Below are 13,935 nucleotides of genomic sequence, written 5' to 3' on the forward strand. Positions count from 1 at the left end.
ACGACAAAATTCACCCATCGATCATTTTTTTGTCACCGAAAGCATGGCTTTTTGGCTTTAAGCGAGACATTTTCATGATATTCCAGTAAAGTTAGCCAATTTCATAGAAACAGTGCCGCAAAATGTAAACCTCAATGTTCCTGCATTGGGTTCATTTTTAAGCTGCTTATAATGGGTATTAGGATGGATCAAAAGCGTTGTGCCGTCGCCTCTAAAGAAAGTTTGATTCGTATTTTTACGGTGCCAGAAGCACCAGACTCGACACTGAGTAAAATTGAATCAGAGATTTCAAGCAACCTTGCAGGATTCTTAAACGAGAATATTGCTGCGATTGAGAAGCCTCTTCATGAGATAGAGAAAGACTTTCAATCGGCAATGATTCCAGAAGAGCCCACATTTGTATCTGACTATGCTCAAGATATTATGGAGCAACTTGTTGCGCATTCAGTTCATACAGCCGCGCCTAGCTTTATTGGCCACATGACTTCTGCTTTACCGCACTTTGTACTGCCGTTATCAAAGTTGATGGTAGGTCTGAATCAAAACTTAGTAAAAATTGAAACCTCAAAAGCGTTCACCCCACTTGAACGACAAGTGCTTGGTATGATGCATCACCTTGTATATGGACAAGATGATGCGTTTTACAGTAAGTGGATGCATAGTGCAAAAACGTCACTCGGTGCATTTTGCTCAGGGGGGACAGTTGCCAACATTACCGCACTGTGGATTGCACGAAACCGTTTATTAAGAGCGGATGGCGATTACAAAGGAATTGCAGCTCAAGGCTTAATTGCGGGTATGTTGCATTATGGCTATAAAGGGCTTGCTGTACTGGTTTCTGAACGAGGTCATTACTCTCTTGGTAAAACAGTCGATTTATTGGGAATTGGTCGCGACAATATCATTGCAATAAAAACCGATAAGAACAATAAAGTAGACATTCAAGCCATGCGTGAAAAAGCGCAAGAACTGGAAGCGGCAGGCATTAAGGTAATGGCGCTGGTAGGTGTTGCGGGTACTACGGAAACAGGCAGTATTGACCCCCTTAATGATATGGCTGATTTAAGTGAAGAATTGGGCTGTCATTTCCATGTTGATGCAGCATGGGGAGGAGCAACCTTATTATCGCAAAACTATCGCCATTTATTGAGTGGTGTTGAGCGAGCCGATTCAATTACAATCGATGCCCACAAACAGATGTATGTGCCAATGGGCGCTGGTTTAGTGTTATTTAAAGACCCAGCAGCAACCGATGCGATTGAGCATCATGCAGAGTATATTTTACGTAAAGGCTCAAAAGATTTGGGGAGTCATACGCTTGAAGGTAGTCGCCCAGGCATGGCAATGTTGGTGCATGCATGCTTACGTGTCATTGGTCGTAAAGGTTACGAGATGCTGATTGATCGCAGTATCGTTAAAGCACGTACCTTTGCTGAATTAATTAGGCAAGACGAAGACTTTGAGCTGATTTCAGAACCTGAATTGTGTTTATTAACCTATCGATATGTCCCTAAACAGATTCAAGAAAAACTTAAAAATGCTGACGAAGAAACTAAACTCGATATTTATGCTTCACTGAACCGTTTTACGGCCAGTATGCAAAAACGTCAGCGTGAAGCTGGGCGTTCTTTTGTATCGCGTACACGTTTAACCCCTGCGCAATACGATTACCAGCCTACCGTGGTGTTTAGAGTTGTGTTAGCGAATCCGCTTACGTCAAAGGCTATATTAAAAGATATTCTTGCAGAGCAAAAAGAACTGTCTAAAACAGATCCTGTATTTAAAAAGTATTTAAGTAAGTACATGGATTAGGTGATATAAATAAGTAAAAAGGAGCTTGAAAGCTCCTTTTTTTATACCAATTTGCGTATTTCAATGAGCAAGGTTGAGGCAATAAAAGCTCGTTGATAACAATGCAAAAATTTCGTTATTTAGGTATTCTCGGCAATTGCTCCTGCATTGCTCCTGCATTGCTCTACCTTCTGCATCTATGCAGTCGTAAATCAGCAATTTTTAACGCAGTTAGCGACTGGTTTAATCCCTCAAAATGATTAAAAATTATTGCAAAATGGTATTATGCCTTTTGAAAACAGCTAGCCTTAATCATTTCACTGATGATCTGTTGCGATGGTTTGATTTTTTCCATGGCTAAAAACTCATCAGGCTGATGTGCTTGGTTGATTGACCCTGGCCCCATAACAATCGTTTCACAGCCTAATTGTTGAATAAACGGCGCTTCGGTGCAGTAGTTAACTGCAACCGCAGGTTGGCCTGACACCTTTTCTGCCAGTTTTACTAAAGCGCTATCTGTGCTGCCGCTGAATGCAGGTATTGGGTCGTGTAAGTCAATAACGCTGACAGCGTTTGGATACTCAGTATTTATTTCATTGGCTGCATTAATCAAAATGGCTTGCAGCTCTTGTACGCTTAAACCGGGTAGTGGGCGCATATCAATGTGCATTTCACAGCAGCCACAAATACGGTTTGCGTTATCGCCGCCATGAATATGACCTAGGTTTAATGTTGGGTACGGTATTACAAAGTGCTCAACTGAATATTTATTCTTTAATTCGTCTTTAATGATTAACAGTTTTGTAATCATTTTATGCATGACTTCGATGGCATTTAAGCCTCGCTCAGGGTCTGAGCTGTGACCCGAACGACCCACAACGCGAATCGCTGAACTCATGTGGCCTTTATGAGTAAACACCGGTGTCATGTCTGTTGGCTCGCCAATAATACAGCGCGCGGGCTTTAAATTAGGGTGGCGACATATTTGCTGAGCACCCGCCATTGTCGTTTCTTCATCGGCTGTGGCTAAAATTAATAAAGGCTCTGTTTGCTGGCTTGCATCAAGCTCACTAATGGCCTGCAGTACAAAAGCAAAAAAACCTTTCATATCAATGCTGCCTAAACCGAATAACTTGTTGTCATGCTCGCTTAATTTAAACGGATCATAATTCCAGCGGCTGTCATCAAATGGCACGGTATCGGTGTGGCCCGCTAACATCAGTCCCCCTTCACCTTCACCCCGTCTCGCTAATAAATTAAAGCGACCTTTGCCATGCTCAAGCTCTGTAATTTCGCAGCTAAAGCCTAAGGTTTCGCACCAATTGGCAAGTAAGGTAATGACCTCTTTATTGCTCATGCATAAAGAGTCTTCAATTGCACTAATTGAAGGCGCAGCAATCAATTGTTGATACATCGATAAAAAAGAGGGAAGCGACATAAAAAAATCCAAAAATAATTATTCAATCTAATTGCATAACAATATAAAAGTATTTATTATGAATATCAATTCACTTTTTGAGCATAAATATACTTTAAAGTAGCGTATGAACACAAAACGACGATAACCTTATTTCATTACTTTAGATAGTGTTTTTATTCGCTAAACAGCGAGTAGTTTTAAATGTGTAAATAGATAAGTTAAATAGGTAAAACCAAGCAATGAATGTAGTGATTATTGGCGCAAGTGGATATAGCGGCGCAGAGCTTGCGAGTTTAGTCGCCAAGCACCCACAACTAACTTTAAAGGCATGTTATGTCTCTGAGGGCAGCTTAGATAAAAATAAGTGTTTAAGTGACTTATATCCTGAGCATTTAGGGCTTTTAGACCATCCATTACAGCCATTAACAGCAGCCGCTTATACCGACATCGAACAGCATGCTGATTACGTGTGTTTATGTACAGATCATGAAGTGAGTGTTGACCTTGCTCCTCGATTTTTAGCAATGGGTAAAAAAGTATTCGATTTATCAGGCGGCTTTCGTTTAGCTGGGAATGAGGATTACCTCACTTACTATGGCTTTGCGCATCAGCATCCAACGCTTTTAACACAAGCAGCCTATGGACTAGCAGAGTGGAATGCGGATGCAATCAGTCAGGCAAATTTGGTTGCGGTTGCAGGCTGTTATCCTACAGCCGCACTTAACTCATTAAAACCATTGAAAGAAGCCGGCTTATTAGCAGAGCAAACAATTATTATTAATGCCGTGTCAGGCGTCACGGGGGCGGGTAGAAAAGCGAGTGTTAATACGCATTTTTGCGAAGTATCACTTGCGCCTTATGGGTTATTTAACCACAGGCACACACCTGAAATTGAACAACATTTAGGCCATCCTGTGTTATTTACCCCGCATTTGGGGAATTTTCCGCGGGGAATTTTAGAAACTATTTATGTGCAATTAAAACCCGGTGTAACACCAGAGCAAGTAACAGAAGCGTATCAGGTGTTAGCCGATGAACCGTTGATTCGTTTACTTGGAAGCAAAATACCCAGTATTAAAGGCGTTGCTAAACAGCCGTATGTTGATATTGCGTGGCAACAAAAAGGCGAACAGCTCATTGTTATGTCGGCCATTGATAACCTGTTAAAAGGGGCGGCTGGGCAAGCATTGCAATGTATTAATTTAGCGATGGGTATACCTCATCATACCGGATTAGTAGGAGCGTTATGATGAAAACATGGGTCATTAAAATTGGCGGTGCGGTATTAAATACTGCCGATGCTGCAAAAGCCCTATTTGATGTTTTAATCTCACAACAGCAAGCTAACTTTGTGATTGTTCATGGTGGGGGTGCATTAGTTGATGCATGGCTTATGGATGCGGGATTCGCCAGTGCTAAGCACCAAGGTTTACGTATCAGTCCAAAAGAACAAATGCCATACATCGTTGGGGCGTTAGCTGGCTGTGCTAATAAACAACTAATGAGTCAAGCCATTGCCTCGGGTCATAAACCTGTGGGTATGAGCCTTTATGAAGCCGGTGTTGTGGTTAAGCAAAAATTAAAAGCGTTGGGGCAAGTTGGGCAATGCTGTGACAGTATCGACAGTATTTTACCCAGCTTAATTGAACAAGGCCGTCTACCATTAGTCAGCTCTATTGGTTTTGATGAAGAGGGACTTTGGTACAACGTAAATGCAGATGAAGCGGCCGCAGCGATTGCGAAAGAGCTTGATGCAGAACTTATTTTTATGACTGATGTAGAAGCGGTACTTGATGCAAATAAGCAACCATTACATCAACTTAATACGCAGCAAATAGATGCATTAATTCTTCAAGGAGTTATTCAGGGCGGGATGGAGGTCAAAGTTAAGACCAGTCTTCTTGCTGCCCAACATTTACGACGTGGTGTGTATATCTCAAGCTGGTTAAAGCCAGAAAATTTAGTCGCTTTATTGCAAGGCGAGCACGTTGGAACAAAGATTACACCATAGGTATTACATGTTAACTCACTTTTTATCGGGTCTTGAATTAGACCAAAAAGGCGCGCTTAAATTATTAGACTTAGCGCAAAAAATTAAAGCAAACCCTGTTGATTTTAGCCAAGCGTTAGCGGGCAAATCAGTGGTGACATTATTCGAAAAACCAAGCTTACGCACGCGTTTATCATTCGATATAGGCATTAATAAATTAGGTGGCCATGCTGTGTATTTAGACTCACAAAATGGGGCTATGGGTGCACGTGAATCGGTGAAAGATTTTGCTTTAAATATTTCTACTTGGGCCGACGGTATTGTGGCTCGTGTATTTGCACATAAAACATTAACTACGCTTGCTGAATTTTCGTCAGTGCCTGTGGTGAATAGTCTGTGTGATTTATACCACCCATGCCAAGCATTAGCGGATTTCTTAACGCTGCAAGAAGTACACGGCGATGTCAGTAAACTGAAGCTTGCTTATTTAGGTGAAGGCAATAACGTGACGCATTCACTTATGTTACTTGCTGCAACGTTAGGGACTGATTTTGTGGCGGTTTGCCCTAAGGGGAGTTCTCCAGATTCACAGATTCTCAAACAAGCAGAGCAAATTGCAGCCATGAATGGTGCATCTGTGATGGTCAGTGACAGAATTGAAGCGGCAGTCGGCGCAAATGCAGTCTATGCTGATACGTGGGTATCTATGGGAGATAAAACCCCACTTGAGCAAGTTAAGGCTAAATATATGCCGTACCAGTTAAATCAAGCGTTGCTTGATCAAACGGGCGCGCAAACAGTGTTGCATTGCCAGCCAGCTCATCGCGAATTTGAAATTACCTCTGAGGTAATGGATGGCCCTGCATCAAAAATTATTCAACAAGCAGAAAATCGTATGCATGCGCAAAACGCACTGCTTGTCACATTATTAAATCCAAATTTTGTTTAAGGAACACCAATGAGTTCAATCAAAAAAGTCGTATTAGCCTATTCTGGTGGTCTAGATACATCGGCAATCGTGCCGTGGTTAAAAGAGAACTACGGCTGTGAAGTTATCGCATTCGTTGCTGATGTAGGCCAAGGTGCTGAAGAGCTTGAAGGCGTTGAGGCCAAAGCAATCGCTTCAGGTGCATCTGAGTGTTATGTGGTTGACCTAAAAGACGAAATGGTCAGTGATTATATTTATCCGACATTAAAAACAGGCTCTATCTACGAAGGTACTTATTTACTGGGTACGTCGATGGCGCGCCCTATTATTGCAAAAGCACAAGTAGAGATTGCGCGTAAAGTGGGGGCTGATGCACTGTCGCATGGCTGCACAGGTAAAGGTAACGACCAAGTGCGTTTTGAATCATGTTTCGCAGCATTAGCGCCTGATCTTAAAGTGATTGCGCCATGGCGTGAATGGGATTTATCAAGCCGTGAATCATTACTAGATTACTTGGCTGAGCGTAATATCCCTTGTTCAGCATCTGCTACAAAAATTTACAGCCGTGATGCAAACGCATGGCACATTTCGCACGAAGGTGGCGAGCTTGAAGATCCATGGTGCCAACCGAGCGATCAAGTGTGGACCTGGACTAACTCTCCAGAGCAAGCACCAAACGAGCCTGAATATGTGACATTAAACGTAGTAGAAGGTGAAGTGGTTGCGGTTAATGGTGAGACATTAAAACCATACGATTGTTTAGTTAAGCTAAATGATATCGCAGCGCCACATGGTGTAGGCCGTGTAGATATTGTTGAAAACCGTTTAGTCGGTATGAAATCGCGTGGTTGTTATGAAACACCAGGGGGCACAGTAATCATGGCTGCACTGCAAGCTGTTGATGAGCTCGTGTTAGATAAATCAAGCCGCAAGTGGAAAGAAGTGCTGGGTGGTGAGTTCTCACACTTAGTGTATGACGGCCGTTGGTTTACGCCGCTTAAAGATTCAATTCTTGCAGCTGCTGAATCACTCTCAAAGCTGGCAACAGGTGAAATTGTTCTTAAACTGTATAAAGGTCAAGTAACTGCAGTGCAGAAGAAGTCACCTAACAGCTTATACAGTGAAGACTTTGCAACCTTTGGTGAAGATGATGTATACGACCAATCACATGCTGAAGGGTTTATTCGTTTATTCTCACTTTCGAGCAGAATCTCTGCATTAACGAAAAAATAATTTTATTTTGCCCCGTTCAGCGGGGCAATATCAGCGTTTGGAGAGAATTCAATGGCATTATGGGGCGGACGTTTTTCTACGGGTCCAGATGAAGCATTTAAGCAATTTAACGATTCACTTCCCTTTGATTATCAGCTTGCAGAGCAAGATATTATTGGCTCAGTTGCGTGGGCCGGTGCGCTTAAACAGGTTGATGTGTTAAATCAACAAGAATACGACGATCTTGTCGCAGCACTTAATACTCTGTTGGATGAGGTTAAAGCTAATCCACAGGCTGTCGCTGTGGCAGGGCATGAAGATATTCATTCTTATGTTGAGTCGGCATTAATTGACAAAGTTGGCGACTTAGCAAAAAAACTTCACACAGGTCGTAGCCGCAACGACCAAGTTGCTACAGATTTCCGTTTATGGTGTCGCGATACAGCGGATCATATTCTTGACGCTATTGCTGATTTAAAGGCCGAATTTATTGCTTTAGCAGAACGTGAGCTGGGTACTATTTTACCGGGTTATACACATTTGCAACGCGCGCAGCCCGTGCTCTTTAGTCATTGGTGCATGGCGTATGTGGAAATGCTTGAGCGTGATGAAAGTCGTTTAACAGATGCGAAAAAGCGTATGAACTTTTGTCCATTAGGCAGTGGCGCACTGGCTGGTACGGCGTACCCAATTGACAGGCAAACGCTTGCCGAGGGGCTAGGTTTTACCGCTGCAACGCGCAACAGTCTTGATGCAGTGTCTGATCGCGACTTTGTGGTGGAGCTATTAAGCTGTGCCTCTATCTCAATGATTCATTTATCTCGTATGGCTGAAGATCTTATTTTCTATAATTCTGGTGAAGCAGGGTTTGTTGAATTGTCGGATGGTGTGACGTCGGGTTCATCATTGATGCCACAAAAGAAAAACCCAGATGCACTTGAGCTAATTCGGGGTAAGACAGGGCGAGTTTTTGGTGCTTTTAGTGCCATGATGATGACCTTAAAGGCCTTACCACTTGCATATAATAAAGATATGCAAGAAGACAAAGAAGGCTTGTTTGATGCGATGCCAACGTGGCTTGCGTGTATTCATATGGCACAAGCTTGCATTAAAGGGATTAAAGTTAATGCTGAAAAGACCCTAGCCGCAGCAAAAGGGGGGCACTCTAACGCCACCGAATTGGCTGACTATTTAGTGGCTAAAGGCATCCCCTTCAGAGAAGGCCACCACATCGTAGGCACCTTAGTGCAAATGGCTATTACCGAAGGGAATAACTTAGAAGATTTAAGTTTAGAGCAATTCAAATCTGTGCATAGCATTTTCGAATCAGATGTATATCCTGTATTAGAAATAGATGCATGTATTAAAGCGCGACAGGCTTTAGGGGGTACTTCGTTAGAACAAGTAACGAGCGCCATCGATAATGCCAAGAAGTCTGCTAATAAAGATGTGTAATGCACATTAAGCTGATGCCGAATTAATGGTTCTGTTATTTCGGCTCAAAGCTATGGATGGCTGAATTCTTGCCGCACCAAAGTGACAGCGTGCACAGACATTTTATAGTGTGGTGCTGATAGTTTATAAACAATAGCCAAAAATTTGGCACGATGTCTATTAACTCAACGCCATAATGTATTACTCGTTATGCAAAAAGTGTGATGAGGCTGTTTGTCTTATACACGATGAAAATAATGTGTGTCGCTCACGTTAAAAGAACGAAATTCATTTTGAAGTCTTGTGATAATGCGGTGATCCCGTGTAAAAACGAGGCTTAACTCCCTGGATAGGAAAAACGCACGGTTACCCCTGTGCGTTTTTTTATGCCTAAAATTTACAAAGATCAGCCGAAATTGATCAAAATGATCGTTGTTTCTAAAAAGTTGGATCACTAATTGCAAAGTTAGAGACAGCAGTTATTTTACTGCAAAAAGCGTCAAAAGAATGAGAACGCTTAACTCAGCTTACAACCTGTTGTAAGCTTATTGTAAACAACTAATAACTTTAAAGGATTTAACTCATGCAAGTTACGAACAATAGCCAACTTCAAATGCAAGCTTACAGCCAAATGCAACAAACAAAGCCCGCTTTGGAACAAACTACTAGTAATAAAACCCTGCAATCTGATACAGTGAGCATATCAAGTGAAGCGCTTTCTTTATCAAGTGGTGCTGAGATTCAACGTGGTGGTGGTGCGATGTTCCCACCAAGTAAGAAAGAGCAATAGGTACTGAATGTTTTTTACTGAGCAACTTGGTTTTTTTTCCCTATCTGCGATGAGTGCATGGGGATTTTTAATGGCGTTTTTCTTTAATATTTTTGTTTATTTTATCGACGAAAATAAGCGTAAGACCACGTTGCTCGTAAGCTCTACTATTATGATGATCTCTTACATGGCGGGAGATTACTTCTTTAGTTGGATTTCTTATACAGCTGCTACTTTTCTTGAATGGGCATTATATGACATTGCAACTCTTACGTTTTTAGTTGTTTCATTTTTTATTATAAAACGTACAACTCCTTCCTTTGCTTACCTCATCACAGGCCTTTTAATTAACACAATTTTATTTCTTGCAGTGTATTTAGATGTGCAGGTATATAAAAATACAACTCATTGGATTTTATGGGATATCTACTCTTTAGGAGTAAATATTGTAGACTTTTGTATGATTGTTGCTTTGATTGTTGATCGTGACTTTCTTGGATTGAATAAGTTTAAAACATTTATACATAATTCTCTCAAAACTCATAAGTTAGCTTAAAAAAGTTAAGCTATGTATATCAGTGATGTAGTAGGAAGCCTGATAGGAGCCTTCATTGAATGGGGGTTTTTAATGGCATTCCTTTTCAATTTAGTAACCCATATTAACAAACCAGATAAACGTCTTGTCGTTTTGTCCTTGATAATGATGCTTTCATACTTCTTGAGTGGAGTATTAAATTTATCAAGCAATATCTATCTGAACTGGTTTTACTTTGATGTTATAACCATCGCGGCCATATTTATTTGGATTTACTGTGGGCGAGCCGACTCTTTCTGTGCCATTTATTATATCGTTGTAGGCTTGTTTTTAAACTCTCTTTTGATGCTTTCTATTTTTGTAGATATCGTACTTGTTGAAAATCGTACTCCTTGGATCCTTTGGAGTATCTATTCGTTCGGCGTAAATATTATTGATCTTATGATGATAGTCGCATTACTCACTAACAAGGATTTTTTTAAGTTTGCAGCAGTAGCGAAACGTTTTAGTTCTAAAGCGACTAGAAGACTGCCCAGTGCTTAAACTCCTGCAAGAAAACTTTGGCCTTTATCTCGCTACTTTCATCATGTGGGGATTTTTAATGGCCTTTTTATATAACATGGTGAAGAAGTCTTCATCGCCAAATGGTGATAAAACAGTGATGTGGATGGCGCTGGCTATGTTTATCTCTTACATGGCTAGTGACCCATTACTTAATATAGCGTTTGGCTACAATATGTTAGATTCGAGTTTTGCATACGTCATTTGGGCTGGCTCTGATTTATTGATGTTGGCCGTTATCTGGTTAGTCGCCCACCAAAAAACCTTTCTTGAAGTGCCTGCAAAGCTGTATATTTACACGGGGCTTTTAGTAAATACATCGCTGTTTTTAGGGATGTACTATGATATTAACTACACTTATACGGGTGAGTGGTGGTTTTGGGATTTTTACACTATTACAGTGAATCTCATGGACATGATGATGCTTATAGCGCTGTTTTGTAATAAGGATTTTTTAGGGTTAGTAAAGCTTTATAGAAGCATGCGAGGTCAAACCAAATTAGCCTGACCTCACCCGCTCTAGAAACGGTATTCCCAGCTTGTTCTAAGTGCTGTATTCGTGTTTGAGTCGTTGCCCATCTCATCTTTTGAGACCAGCCCTGTTACTTTCCAAAGACCATTGAAGAGTGCTTGTTGGTAGCCAAGTTCAAGTTGCAATTGGCTTACGCTGGTAATGGTTTCGTTATCAAGGCGTTCACTATCAATCCATCGTAGCTTTGCATGTCCACCATAGCCATCTAAAGTATGGTAATAGGCTCCAAGGATAGCCGATTTACTTTGTTGTGGTATTGAGCTTCCTACAAGTCGCTGGCGTTGAGTATAGCTTCCTGAGCCGTACACACACTCGCTATGTAGTTCACATGTTTGTTCTGTGTTTGAGTACTCTAAATACGTTTTTAATAAACTATCCGATGTACCAAAATAACTTTCAACGCCTAACGTGTAGAACGGATCGCTGGGTGCTAAACCACTTTTGTTTTGACCCATTACCTCTGCGTAGAATGCCACAGGGTGCGATAACGCACTTGTTGAGTACTTAATATCAAAACTTGTTAAACGGTGAGTCGATTCGTTATTTTCTAATGCAATGACATCACGCTCGGTTGATGTTAAATAGTCAGAGCCGGCAGTATTAAAGGCAACTTCTAGTCCCATAAGTGGTGTACTGGCAAATCTGAGGGCCCAATAATCACCTTGTTCACTGCTGTTTAGATACGGTTTTTGCTTGGCATATATCCCCGTTAACTGCCAATTCCCCACAAACGATAACCAATGTGGGCCAACATACTGGCTATTAGCTCGACTAAAACGCAGTCCTTTCATGGGCGCGGCATTATTAGAGAGTAACAGCGCATTTTCGTTACTAGGCCCCCACCAGTGACTGACTTGTTCAGCACTAATAGACCAGTTACCGACAAGCACAGCTAAATAGCTGTCTTGGTAATTAACATGCTGTGTATCGAGTGCCTCATCGGCGTAATTAACACTGACTTTTGCACTGACACGCTGACCTGTGATTGAGCCGTAACTATTTATACCGCTTTTTTGCTGGTGGCGTTTACCAAAGCTTTGGTGTGTTTCAGGCTCGCTATTGTAATTTAAGCGCACACTCGAGCTGGTTTTTTGCTTCGCATTATCTAACGCATGTTTTACATGCTGATAAGCAAACAAGCTTTGCGCGTTAAGTTGGCTGGTATTTACAGACGCTAAGTCTCGTGCAATTCCTTGCCACATAAGCGGGTAGCTATTAATCGGTTGCTTAATAACGCCTTGATTAAATAGCATTTCGATTGATGCGCGTAGCAGTGGGTCATCGCTTTCTATCCATGGCCCAGCAATACTTGGCGCAGAGATCATTAGTAATGCACTTAAGCTAATGAGCTTCTTTAATTTCATCCGTGTATTTTTTCCTGTAATGCTTTGCCAACTATTGGGTCAACAAATTCACTTACATCGCCATGATGACGTGCTACTTCTTTCACTAGGGTTGAAGAGATAAAAGAATTTTTTTCGGCAGGCGTTAAAAACACGCTCTCTAAATCAGGGTTTAGGCGGCGGTTCATGTTTGCTAATTGAAATTCATAGTCAAAGTCTGACACTGCACGAATACCGCGAATAAGAACTTCTGCTTTATGCTCGCGCGCTAAATCAGCCAGTAAACCAGAAAACCCGATAACACTGACATTATCAAGGTGCGCTAATATTTTATTAGCCAGTTCAACACGCTCATCAAGTGTAAAGCAAGGTTGCTTACTTGGGTTGTGCGCAATTGCAACAATAACGTGATCGAACATTTTTGCAGCGCGATGAATTAGGTCTGTGTGGCCATTTGTTAGCGGGTCGAATGTGCCCGGATATATTGCAGTAACGTTCATAACTATCAGCTATCTATAAATTTGCTTGTTATATTAACAGTGTTTGAGTCTGTATGCAGCTTAGAAAATACGCGTATCTTACTAGTTTTTGTCCCTAAAAAGGAACGGTAAACCGATTGAGGTTAGATTTTTTCAAGGTAGTATTTTATTGCCGCGCATTTGTTTATACTGCTTGGCTTTCAGTACTTAATAATCATAAAAAACAGAGTAATCAGCATATGAGCACTAAGGATAAAATTATACACACCAGCATTGAGTTATTTAACCTCCATGGTGAGCGTGCCATAACAACCAATCATATAGCTGCACATATGGGTATTAGTCCGGGTAATTTGTATTATCACTTTAAAAATAAAGAAGATATCATCCGTCATATATTTGCTTTATATAGTGAGCACTTGCACACTCACTTCAAGCCGTTAACCCCGGATGATGATGCACTCGAAAACTTAGCAGGGTATTTAGACTCTTTGTTTGAATTGATGTGGCGATACCAGTTTTTTTATGACAACTTGGGTGACATTTTGTCGCGAGACGAAGCCCTTAAAAAAGATTACATCGAATTTCAGGCGGCATTACTTGAACAAGTCAAAGAGGTTTTATTAGCGTTGAGAGCGGGTGATATTATCACCATTGAAGATGCTGATGTAACAGAGCTTGCTCATATGTTAAAAATGACAGTGAGTTTCTGGACACCTTATATCAAAGCGCGTCGCTTAAGTGGTGAATTGGCAAGGCAAGATATTTACCACGGTATTTTAAAGGTGTTATTACTATTAAAAGCCCACTGTACTGAGCATAGCCTAGCGCAAGTTAACCAATTACGCGCGAAGTACTTAGCTTTAGCTAACGCTGAACCAACGGCACAATAATCCGTCTAAAGCAGTTTATTTCCTAGACGCTATAATTTTTGTTATAAT

The 13,935-nt window shown here is 41.2% G+C and carries 13 protein-coding genes and 1 pseudogene; 11 read left to right on the forward strand and 3 right to left on the reverse strand.

Annotated features, from left to right (window positions below; translation table 11 throughout):
* The first annotated feature begins 183 nt into the window (after positions 1-183).
* The gene (panP, locus tag D0907_RS03300; protein ID WP_036970892.1) at positions 184-1,812 is read left to right on the forward strand and encodes a pyridoxal-dependent aspartate 1-decarboxylase PanP; all 1,629 of its coding nucleotides are present in this window, start codon (positions 184-186) and stop codon (positions 1,810-1,812) included.
* 262 nt (positions 1,813-2,074) lie between these two features.
* On the opposite strand, the gene argE is transcribed toward panP, so the two are convergent.
* Positions 2,075-3,229, reverse strand: coding sequence for an acetylornithine deacetylase (gene argE / locus D0907_RS03305; RefSeq protein ID WP_036970890.1), 1,155 nt, complete (start codon positions 3,227-3,229; stop codon positions 2,075-2,077).
* A gap of 221 nt (positions 3,230-3,450) precedes the next feature.
* Between argE and argC the strand changes: the two genes are divergently transcribed.
* From argC to D0907_RS03350, 9 genes and pseudogenes are all read left to right on the forward strand, one after another.
* Positions 3,451-4,461 carry an N-acetyl-gamma-glutamyl-phosphate reductase gene (argC, locus tag D0907_RS03310; protein ID WP_065978016.1) on the forward strand — a complete coding sequence of 337 codons (1,011 nt, stop codon included), beginning with the start codon at positions 3,451-3,453 and terminating at the stop codon, positions 4,459-4,461.
* Positions 4,461-5,222 carry an acetylglutamate kinase gene (gene argB / locus D0907_RS03315; RefSeq protein ID WP_036970887.1) on the forward strand — a complete coding sequence of 254 codons (762 nt, stop codon included), beginning with the start codon at positions 4,461-4,463 and terminating at the stop codon, positions 5,220-5,222. The genes argC and argB overlap by 1 nt, the downstream gene beginning before the upstream one ends.
* 7 nt (positions 5,223-5,229) lie before the next feature.
* Positions 5,230-6,150 (forward strand): ornithine carbamoyltransferase, encoded by a 921-nt coding sequence (locus D0907_RS03320; RefSeq protein ID WP_036970885.1) that lies wholly within the window; start codon positions 5,230-5,232, stop codon positions 6,148-6,150.
* 9 nt (positions 6,151-6,159) lie between these two features.
* Positions 6,160-7,362, forward strand: coding sequence for an argininosuccinate synthase (locus D0907_RS03325; RefSeq protein WP_036970883.1), 1,203 nt, complete (start codon positions 6,160-6,162; stop codon positions 7,360-7,362).
* A 51-nt stretch (positions 7,363-7,413) separates the two neighbouring features.
* A pseudogene (argH, locus tag D0907_RS03330) lies at positions 7,414-8,775 on the forward strand (argininosuccinate lyase); the annotation flags it as partial.
* A gap of 583 nt (positions 8,776-9,358) precedes the next feature.
* Positions 9,359-9,565 (forward strand): hypothetical protein, encoded by a 207-nt coding sequence (locus D0907_RS03335; RefSeq protein ID WP_036970879.1) that lies wholly within the window; start codon positions 9,359-9,361, stop codon positions 9,563-9,565.
* 7 nt (positions 9,566-9,572) lie between these two features.
* Entirely contained in the window at positions 9,573-10,100 is a 528-nt protein-coding gene (locus tag D0907_RS03340) for a hypothetical protein (RefSeq protein ID WP_036970877.1), read from the forward strand.
* A 12-nt stretch (positions 10,101-10,112) separates the two neighbouring features.
* Positions 10,113-10,622: a hypothetical protein gene (locus tag D0907_RS03345; RefSeq protein ID WP_118844013.1), complete on the forward strand. Its 510-nt coding sequence runs from the start codon at positions 10,113-10,115 to the stop codon at positions 10,620-10,622.
* Positions 10,615-11,148: a hypothetical protein gene (locus tag D0907_RS03350; RefSeq protein ID WP_083202695.1), complete on the forward strand. Its 534-nt coding sequence runs from the start codon at positions 10,615-10,617 to the stop codon at positions 11,146-11,148. The genes D0907_RS03345 and D0907_RS03350 overlap by 8 nt, the downstream gene beginning before the upstream one ends.
* Positions 11,149-11,159: 11 nt before the next feature.
* On the opposite strand, the gene D0907_RS03355 is transcribed toward D0907_RS03350, so the two are convergent.
* Both D0907_RS03355 and coaD read right to left on the reverse strand, forming a co-directional pair.
* Positions 11,160-12,536 (reverse strand): capsule assembly Wzi family protein, encoded by a 1,377-nt coding sequence (locus D0907_RS03355; RefSeq protein ID WP_118844014.1) that lies wholly within the window; start codon positions 12,534-12,536, stop codon positions 11,160-11,162.
* Positions 12,533-13,015, reverse strand: coding sequence for a pantetheine-phosphate adenylyltransferase (gene coaD / locus D0907_RS03360; RefSeq protein WP_036970871.1), 483 nt, complete (start codon positions 13,013-13,015; stop codon positions 12,533-12,535). Before coaD ends, D0907_RS03355 begins: the two co-directional genes overlap by 4 nt.
* A gap of 218 nt (positions 13,016-13,233) precedes the next feature.
* Between coaD and D0907_RS03365 the strand changes: the two genes are divergently transcribed.
* The gene (locus D0907_RS03365) at positions 13,234-13,887 is read left to right on the forward strand and encodes a TetR/AcrR family transcriptional regulator (protein WP_036971760.1); all 654 of its coding nucleotides are present in this window, start codon (positions 13,234-13,236) and stop codon (positions 13,885-13,887) included.
* Positions 13,888-13,935: the final 48 nt, after the last annotated feature.

Origin of the sequence: Pseudoalteromonas lipolytica, from assembly GCF_003515105.1 — a bacterium.
Lineage (GTDB): Bacteria > Pseudomonadota > Gammaproteobacteria > Enterobacterales > Alteromonadaceae > Pseudoalteromonas > Pseudoalteromonas lipolytica.

Bases quoted from the DNA above. Each gene is read 5' to 3' on its own strand.
- panP (WP_036970892.1), top strand. From the start codon at position 184: ATGGATCAAAAGCGTTGTGCCGTCGCCTCTAAAGAAAGTTTGATTCGT.
- argE (WP_036970890.1), bottom strand. From the start codon at position 3,229: ATGTCGCTTCCCTCTTTTTTATCGATGTATCAACAATTGATTGCTGCG.
- argC (WP_065978016.1), top strand. From the start codon at position 3,451: ATGAATGTAGTGATTATTGGCGCAAGTGGATATAGCGGCGCAGAGCTT.
- argB (WP_036970887.1), top strand. From the start codon at position 4,461: ATGAAAACATGGGTCATTAAAATTGGCGGTGCGGTATTAAATACTGCC.
- D0907_RS03320 (WP_036970885.1), top strand. From the start codon at position 5,230: ATGTTAACTCACTTTTTATCGGGTCTTGAATTAGACCAAAAAGGCGCG.
- D0907_RS03325 (WP_036970883.1), top strand. From the start codon at position 6,160: ATGAGTTCAATCAAAAAAGTCGTATTAGCCTATTCTGGTGGTCTAGAT.
- D0907_RS03335 (WP_036970879.1), top strand. From the start codon at position 9,359: ATGCAAGTTACGAACAATAGCCAACTTCAAATGCAAGCTTACAGCCAA.
- D0907_RS03340 (WP_036970877.1), top strand. From the start codon at position 9,573: ATGTTTTTTACTGAGCAACTTGGTTTTTTTTCCCTATCTGCGATGAGT.
- D0907_RS03345 (WP_118844013.1), top strand. From the start codon at position 10,113: ATGTATATCAGTGATGTAGTAGGAAGCCTGATAGGAGCCTTCATTGAA.
- D0907_RS03355 (WP_118844014.1), bottom strand. From the start codon at position 12,536: ATGAAATTAAAGAAGCTCATTAGCTTAAGTGCATTACTAATGATCTCT.
- coaD (WP_036970871.1), bottom strand. From the start codon at position 13,015: ATGAACGTTACTGCAATATATCCGGGCACATTCGACCCGCTAACAAAT.
- D0907_RS03365 (WP_036971760.1), top strand. From the start codon at position 13,234: ATGAGCACTAAGGATAAAATTATACACACCAGCATTGAGTTATTTAAC.